Annotated in this window: 4 protein-coding genes and 1 pseudogene; all 5 read right to left on the bottom strand. The window is 75.7% G+C overall.

Annotation, left to right across the window (positions count from 1 at the left end):
- Positions 1-748: alpha/beta fold hydrolase (locus tag VR44_RS03460; protein ID WP_045945857.1), on the bottom strand; the 748-nt coding region annotated here is incomplete at its 3' end.
- A 143-nt stretch (positions 749-891) separates the two neighbouring features.
- A pseudogene (locus VR44_RS03455) lies at positions 892-2,003 on the bottom strand (DNA polymerase III subunit delta').
- Between the two features lie 109 nt (positions 2,004-2,112).
- Entirely contained in the window at positions 2,113-2,307 is a 195-nt protein-coding gene (locus tag VR44_RS46825; RefSeq protein WP_245691596.1) for a hypothetical protein, read from the bottom strand.
- The gene (gene tmk, locus VR44_RS03450; RefSeq protein WP_245691595.1) at positions 2,304-5,381 is read right to left on the bottom strand and encodes a dTMP kinase; all 3,078 of its coding nucleotides are present in this window, start codon (positions 5,379-5,381) and stop codon (positions 2,304-2,306) included. The genes VR44_RS46825 and tmk overlap by 4 nt, the downstream gene beginning before the upstream one ends.
- A gap of 142 nt (positions 5,382-5,523) precedes the next feature.
- Positions 5,524-7,099 (bottom strand): topoisomerase C-terminal repeat-containing protein (locus VR44_RS03445; protein ID WP_045945856.1); only part of this gene is annotated, 1,576 nt, incomplete at its 5' end.

Genomic DNA, 7,099 nt, shown 5'->3' with positions numbered 1-7,099 from the left:
CCCCGTCCAGGACCATCCGGCCCACCCGTCCCGGGAAGAGGTCTGCGTACGTCGCGCCGAGGAAGGTGCCGTAGGAGGCGCCGACGTAGTTCAGCTTCTCGTCGCCCAGGACGGCCCGGAGCAGGTCCATGTCGCGGGCGGCGTCCACGGTGGAGACGTGCGGCAGGATCCGCGCCGAGCGCTGCTCGCAGCCCGCCGCGAACTCCTTGAACGCCGCCACCAGACGAGCCCGCTCCGCCTGGTCGTCCGGGGTCTGGTCGACCTGGGTGAACCGGTCCATCGCCGGGCCGGTCAGGCATTCCACGGGGCTGCTGCGGGCCACTCCGCGCGGGTCGAAGGAGACCATGTCGTAGCGGGCGCGGACGGCCGCCGGGTAGCCGATGCCGGCGTACGCCTGGAGGTAGCCGATGCCGGAACCGCCGGGGCCGCCCGGGTTGACCACCAGGGAGCCGAGCTTCTTGCCCGGACCGGTGGCCGTGCGGCGGGCCACCGCGATGTCCACGTCCTGGCCGGAGCCCGGGTTCGCGTAGTCCAGGGGCGCCTTCATCGTGGAGCACTGGAAGCCCTGGACACCGCAGTCGCGCCAGCTCAGCTTCTGCGCGTAGTACGGGCGCAGCCCGGCCGGAACCGCGGACGGCTCGGCCGAGGCGGAGGCCACGTCCGGGCTGCCGGAGGTGCAGCCGGACAGCAGCAGCCCGGCGGCTGCGATCACGGTCCCGGTGGTGCGCAGCAGTCGCCTGGTGTCCATGCGGCGAGCGTACGTCCTGCCGGGGCCCCTGTCCGTCGGCCGCCGCCCGGCCGGGCGCCCGCCGACCGGGCACGGGGCCGTCCCCCCGGCGACCGTACGGTTTCCCCGCGCGCGGCCCGGGACCGCTCGTACGGGTGAACCCGTCAGCCGGCGCGGAGGGCCATCGTCATGGCCTCCACCGCCAGGAGCGGGGCCACGTTCCGGTCGAGGGCCTCACGGCAGGCGATGATCGCCTCGATGCGCCGCAGGGTCCGCTCGGGGCCCGAGGCACGGGCGATCCGGTCCAGGTCCGGGCGTATGTCCTCGTTGGCGATGGCCAGGGCCGAGCCGAGCTGGAGGGCCAGGACGTCCCGGTAGAAGCCCGTCAGGTCGGTGAGGGCGAGGTCGAGGCTGTCGCGCTGGGTGCGGGTGCGCCGGCGCTTCTGGCGGTCCTCCAGCTCCTTCATCACCCCGGCCGTACCGCGCGGCAGCCGGCCCCCGGCGCCCGCTCCGGCGCCGAGCGCGGCCCTCAGCTCCTCGGTCTCCTTCGCGTCGACCTCCTCGGCGACCTGCTTGGCGTCCTCCGCGGCGGCGTCGACGAGTTCCTGGGCGGCCTTGAGGCAGCCGCCCACGTCGTCCACCCGCAGGGGCAGCCGGCCGGCTCCACGCCGTCGCGCCGCACGAGCACCTCGGCCACCGCCGCCACGGACGGGGTGGTCAGGGTCAGGTGGCGGCAGCGGGAGCGGATGGTGGGCAGCACGTCCTCCAGGGAGGGCGCGCACAGCAGCCACACCGTGCGCGGGGCGGGCTCCTCCACGGCCTTCAGCAGGACGTTGCCCGCGCCCTCGGTGAGGCGGTCGGCGTCCTCCAGGACGATGACCTGCCAGCGGCCCACGGCCGGGGAGAGCTGGGCGCGGCGGACCAGGTCGCGGGTCTCCTTCACACCGATCGACAGGAGATCGGTGCGGACGACCTCCACGTCGGCATGGGTCCCCGCCAAGGTGGTGTGGCAGCCGTCGCAGAACCCGCAGCCCGGTTCCCCGCCGAGGGCGCGGTCGGGGCTGACGCACTGCAGGGCCGCCGCGAAGGCCCGGGCGGCGGTGGCCCGCCCGGAGCCGGGCGGGCCGGTGAAGAGCCAGGCGTGGGTCATCTTGGAGCCGGGCGGCAGCGGTTCGCCCTCAGCGGCGGCCGTGACCAGGGCGTCGGCGTCGCGGGCGGCGGCGGCCAGCTGCGCGTGCACGCGCTCCTGTCCCACCAGGTCGTCCCACACGGGCATCCCGCCCACCGCCTTTCACCGTCCGTGGATGCTCCGCACCCGTCTGCTCACATTGTGGCGCGCGCCACCGACAATCCGTCCCCGGGCAGGGGAGCGCCCGCCCAGCCGGTCAGCGGCGGCGGCGCCGTCCGCCCCGGCCGTCCTCGTCGCCGCGGTCGTCGCGGTGGTCCCGGTCGTCCGGGCGGGGTCCGAGCAGTTCGTCCGCCAGGGTCGGCAGGTCGTCCATCGGCGTGGCCTCGGCCCACTCGGACGGGCTCCTGCGCGGCCGGCCGTCCTCGTCGAAGACGGGGAGCTCGCGGGTCACGTCGTTCGCCGAGTCCCGGAAGATCCCCGGCGGCACCCGGTCGGCCGGGGCCTCCTGGGTGTGCGGGGCCGTTCCTGGGTGTGCGGGGCCGTCGGACGCTCCGCCGGCCGCGTCCGGCCGCCCTGGGCGGCCGGGGCCGGGCCGTCGGGCCGTACGGCGGGCAGGACCGCCGTCTCGTCCGAGGGGCGCGCGCCGGACGGGTCGATCTTGGGCACGGGGACGGTCTGCGTCACGTCGTCGGGCCGGACGACGCGGCTCACCATCGGCGTCTCGACCGTGACGGCCTGGTCCGCGGGGAGCGGTTCCTTGCTCATGACGACCTTGGGCGCCGGCGCCCCGGCTGCCTTCGCCTCCGCGGCGGCCGCGGCGGCGGCCGAGGCCTCCGCCAGCTTGCGCGCCTCCTCCGCCCGCAGCAGCGCCTCCTCGGCCCGCCGCTGCTTCTCCAGCCGGCGCTCCTCGGCCTCGGCGCGCAGCCGGGCCTCCTCCGCCTCCTGGAGCCGGATCCGCTCCTGCTCGGCGGCGCGGGCCCGCTCCTCGGCCTCGGCGCGCAGCCGCTCGGCCTCGGCCCGTACCCGGGCCTCCTCCTCGGCCCTTCGCCGCTCCTCCTCGGCCTTCAGCCGGGCTTCCTCCGCCCGGCGCGCGGCCTCCTCCTGGGCCAGCCGGCGCGCCTCGGCGGCCTCGCGCTCGGCCTTGACCCGGGCCGCTTCCGCCTCCTGCTCGGCCTTGACCCGGGCCGCTTCCGCCTCCCGCTCGGCCCTGAGCCGGGCCTCCTCGGCCTCGCGGGCCAGGCGGGCCTCCTCCTCGGCCTTCAGCCGGGCCTCCTCCGCCCGGCGCGCGGCCTCCTCCTCGGCCTTGCGGCGCGCCTCCTCCTCGGCGAGCCGGCGGGCCTCCAGCTGCGCGGCCACCTCGGCCTCGGACAGCGGGAGCATCCGGTCCAGCCGGTGGCGCACGACGGTGGTCACGGAGCCGGGGTCCTGGCCGGCGTCGACCACCAGGTAGCGCCCGGGGTCGGCGGCGGCGAGCGTCAGGAAGCCGGCCCGCACCCGCTGGTGGAACTCGGTCGGCTCCGACTCCAGCCGGTCGGGCGCCTCGGTGAACCGCTCCCGCGCGGTCTCCGGGGAGACGTCGAGCAGCACGGTCAGGTTCGGGACCAGGCCGTCCGTGGCCCAGCGGGAGATCCGGGCGATCTCGGTCGGGGAGAGGTCGCGGCCGGCGCCCTGGTAGGCGACCGAGGAGTCGATGTAGCGGTCGGAGATGACCACCGCGCCGCGCTCCAGGGCGGGCCTGACCACCGTGTCGACGTGCTCCGCGCGGTCGGCGGCGTACAGCAGCGCCTCGGCGCGGTTCGACAGCCCGGCGGAGGAGACGTCCAGCAGGATCGAACGCAGCCGCTTGCCGACCGGGGTGGCGCCCGGCTCCCGGGTCACGACGACCTCGTGGCCCTTGCCCCGTATCCAGTCGGCCAGCGCCTCGACCTGGGTGGACTTGCCGGCGCCGTCGCCGCCCTCCAGGGCGATGAAGAACCCGGTCGCGGACGGGGCCTGTACGGGCTCCCCGCCGCGCAGCGCCTCGCGCAGGTCGCGGCGCAGCGGTACGCCGCGGCGGTCGTCGGCCCGGGCGAGGACCACCACGGCGGCGGGCAGCAGCAGGGCGCCGACCAGCATCAGGATGTAGGCGGCGCCGCCGTGCGCGAGGACGATCCGGCCGGCGTCGAGCCGGTGCGGGCCGATGAGGCCGGCCAGCAGCGGCGCGGCCACCGCCCCGAGGGCCACGGCCACCCGGACCACGGCCTGCAGGTGCGCGGTGACCCGGGCGCGGCGGAACTCCTCGGTCTCCTGGTCGAGCAGGGTGTGACCGGTGTTGGCGGCGACACCGGCGGCGGTGCCCGCGAGCAGTGCCAGGAACAGTACGGTCGCCGTGTCCCGGACCAGCCCGGTCAGCAGCAGCGCCAGCCCGGCGACGGCCATGGCCAGCGCCAGCAGCCGGCGCCGGGAGAGCCCCGGCAGTACCTTCCCGGCCTGGGTGGCGCGGATCCCGGCGGCGGTGCCGCCGACGAGGGCGAGCACCATCAGGGCGTACGTGGAGGGCCCGCCGCCCAGGTCGAAGGCGTGCAGGACGGCGACGGAGGCGGCGCAGGCCACGGCTCCGGCGACGGCGGCGCAGGCGAGCACGAGCAGCCGGATCGAGCCCGTACGGCCCTTCTCGGCCCGGTCGCCCGCGCGGGGGGTGCGCAGTCCCTCGAGCGGGGAACGCGGCCTGGGGGTCTTCACGGCGGGCAGTGTCAGCGGGAGCAGCAGCGAGACGGACGCGGCGAACAGGCCGGCGGCGACGTACGAGCCCAGTGCCGACGGGTTCGCGGCGAACCAGTCCACGGCCAGGCCCAGCGCCCGCCCGACCAGGGTCGCGACGAGCAGGGCGGCGGCCGCGACGGGCATCGCCGCGAAGGCGGTGCGCAGGCTGAGGCGGCGCAGGGCGTCGAGGTGGTCCGGGAGCGGGCGCACCGTCGCCCCCTCCGGCGGCGGCGCGGGCAGCAGCCCGGGCGCGGCGCTCTCCTTGGCCAGGGTCCACACCCGCTCGGCGGCGCCCGAGACGAAGACGGTGGCCAGCAGGGCGACCGTGGCGTGCGCCGGGATCCAGTCGAGCCAGAGCGGGGCGACCACGAACAGCACGATCCGCAGCCCGTCGGCGCCGGCCATCGTCCAGCGGCGGTCCAGCTTGCCGCCGGGGGCGGTGAGCCGGGCCAGCGGGCCGAGCAGGACCGCGCCGAACAGGACGGTGGCGAGGAAGCGCACCGCGAAGACGGCGGCCACGGAGAAGGCGGCCCCCCGGTAGCCGGTGCCGAAGAGGCCGCCGGTGGCGGTCGTGACGGTCGCCTGGAGGGTCAGCAGGACGAGGACCAGCAGGGCGAGGGCATCACCGATGCCGCTCACCAGCTGGGCGCCCCACAGCCGGCGCAGCCCGGGCGTGCGCAGCAGGGCGCGCACCGCTCGCTCGCGGGAGTCCGCGGCCAGGGCTTCGTCGTAGGCGGGGTTCTCGGAGGCGGTCACGACCGTCGGCTGCTCGGCTCGCGTCATCCGCCCAGCCTATCCGCTGCGCTGGGCCGTTGCCGTGGCCTGTGGACAGGGCCCGGTGTGACCCCGCACCCACCTTCCGGCACCGGGGTCTCCGCCCGGGCCCTCGCTGGGGGAGGGTCCGGGGGCGGAGCCCCCGGGTCTCCTACTCGTCCGCCGGAGCGGCTGCCGCCGCCTTCTTCGCGGCCGCGGCCGTCGTCGTCTTCTTCGCCGCGGTCGCCTTCTTCGCGGCCGCCGTCGTCGTCTTCTTCGCCGCCGTCTTCTTGGCCGCCGTCGCCGTGGCCTTCTTCGCCGGCGCCTTCTTCGCGGCAGCGGCCTTCTTCGCCGGGGCCTTCTTCGCCGTCTTCTTGGCCGGCCCCTTCGCCCGCTTCTCCGCCAGCAGCTCGTAGCCCCGCTCCGGCGTGATCGTCTCGACGTCGTCGTCCCGCCGCAGCGTCGCGTTCGTCTCGCCGTCCGTCACGTAGGGCCCGAAGCGGCCGTCCTTGACGACCACCGGCTTCTCGCTGACCGGGTCGGTGCCCAGCTCCTTCAGCGGCGGCTTGGCCGCGGCGCGGCCCCGCACCTTCGGCTGGGCGTAGATCGCGAGGGCCTCGTCCAGGGTGATCGAGAAGAGCTGGTCCTCGGTCTCCAGGGACCGCGAGTCCGTGCCCTTCTTCAGGTACGGGCCGTAGCGGCCGTTCTGGGCCGTGATCTCCACGCCCTCCGCGTCCGTGCCGACGACGCGCGGCAGCGACATCAGCCGCAGGGCGTCGTCGAGGGTGACCGTGTCCAGGGACATGCTCTTGAACAGGGAGGCCGTCCGCGGCTTGACCGCGTTCTTGCCCGTCTTCGAGGTGCCCTCGGGCAGGATCTCCGTCACGTACGGCCCGTAGCGGCCGTCCTTGGCGACGATCTGGTTGCCGCTGACCGGGTCCGCGCCGAGCGCGAACTCGCCGCTCGGCTTCGCGAACAGCTCCTCCGCGTAGGCGACCGTCAGCTCGTCCGGAGCCAGGTCGTCCGGCACGTCGGCCCGCTGGTGGCCCTCCGCGTCCTTCTCGCCGCGCTCCACGTACGGCCCGTAGCGGCCGACGCGCAGCACGATGCCCTCGCCGACGGGGAAGGAGGAGATCTCCCGGGCGTCGATCGCGCCGAGGTCGGTGACCAGCTCCTTCAGGCCGCCGAGGTGGTCGCCGTCGGCCGGGACTACCTCGGAGGCGTCCTCGGAGCCGAAGTAGAACCGCTTCAGCCACGGCACGGACTGGGCCTCGCCCCGCGCGATGCGGTCGAGGTCGTCCTCCATCTTCGCGGTGAAGTCGTAGTCGACGAGCCGGCCGAAGTGGGTCTCCAGCAGGTTCACGACGGCGAAGGACAGGAAGGAGGGGACGAGCGCCGTGCCCTTCTTGAAGACGTAGCCGCGGTCGAGGATCGTGCCGATGATCGACGCGTACGTCGACGGGCGGCCGATCTCCCGCTCCTCAAGCTCCTTGACCAGCGAGGCCTCGGTGTAGCGGGCCGGGGGCTTGGTCGCGTGGCCGTCGGCGGTGATCTCCTCGGCGGTCAGCGCGTCGCCCTCGGCGACCTGCGGCAGCCGGCGCTCGCGGTCGTCGAGCTCGGCGTTCGGGTCGTCGGCGCCCTCGACGTAGGCCTTCATGAAGCCGTGGAAGGTGATCGTCTTGCCGGACGCGCTGAACTCGGCGTCACGGCCGTCGGCCGCCCGGCCGACGATCTTCACGGTGACCGAG

The sequence above is a fragment of the Streptomyces katrae genome (assembly GCF_000966975.1).
Taxonomy (GTDB): domain Bacteria; phylum Actinomycetota; class Actinomycetes; order Streptomycetales; family Streptomycetaceae; genus Streptomyces; species Streptomyces katrae.
This window is presented reverse-complemented; position numbering and strand designations above follow the sequence as displayed.

Excerpts from the sequence above, each read along its gene's own strand:
- tmk (WP_245691595.1), bottom strand. The coding sequence starts at position 5,381 with ATGACGCGAGCCGAGCAGCCGACGGTCGTGACCGCCTCCGAGAACCCC.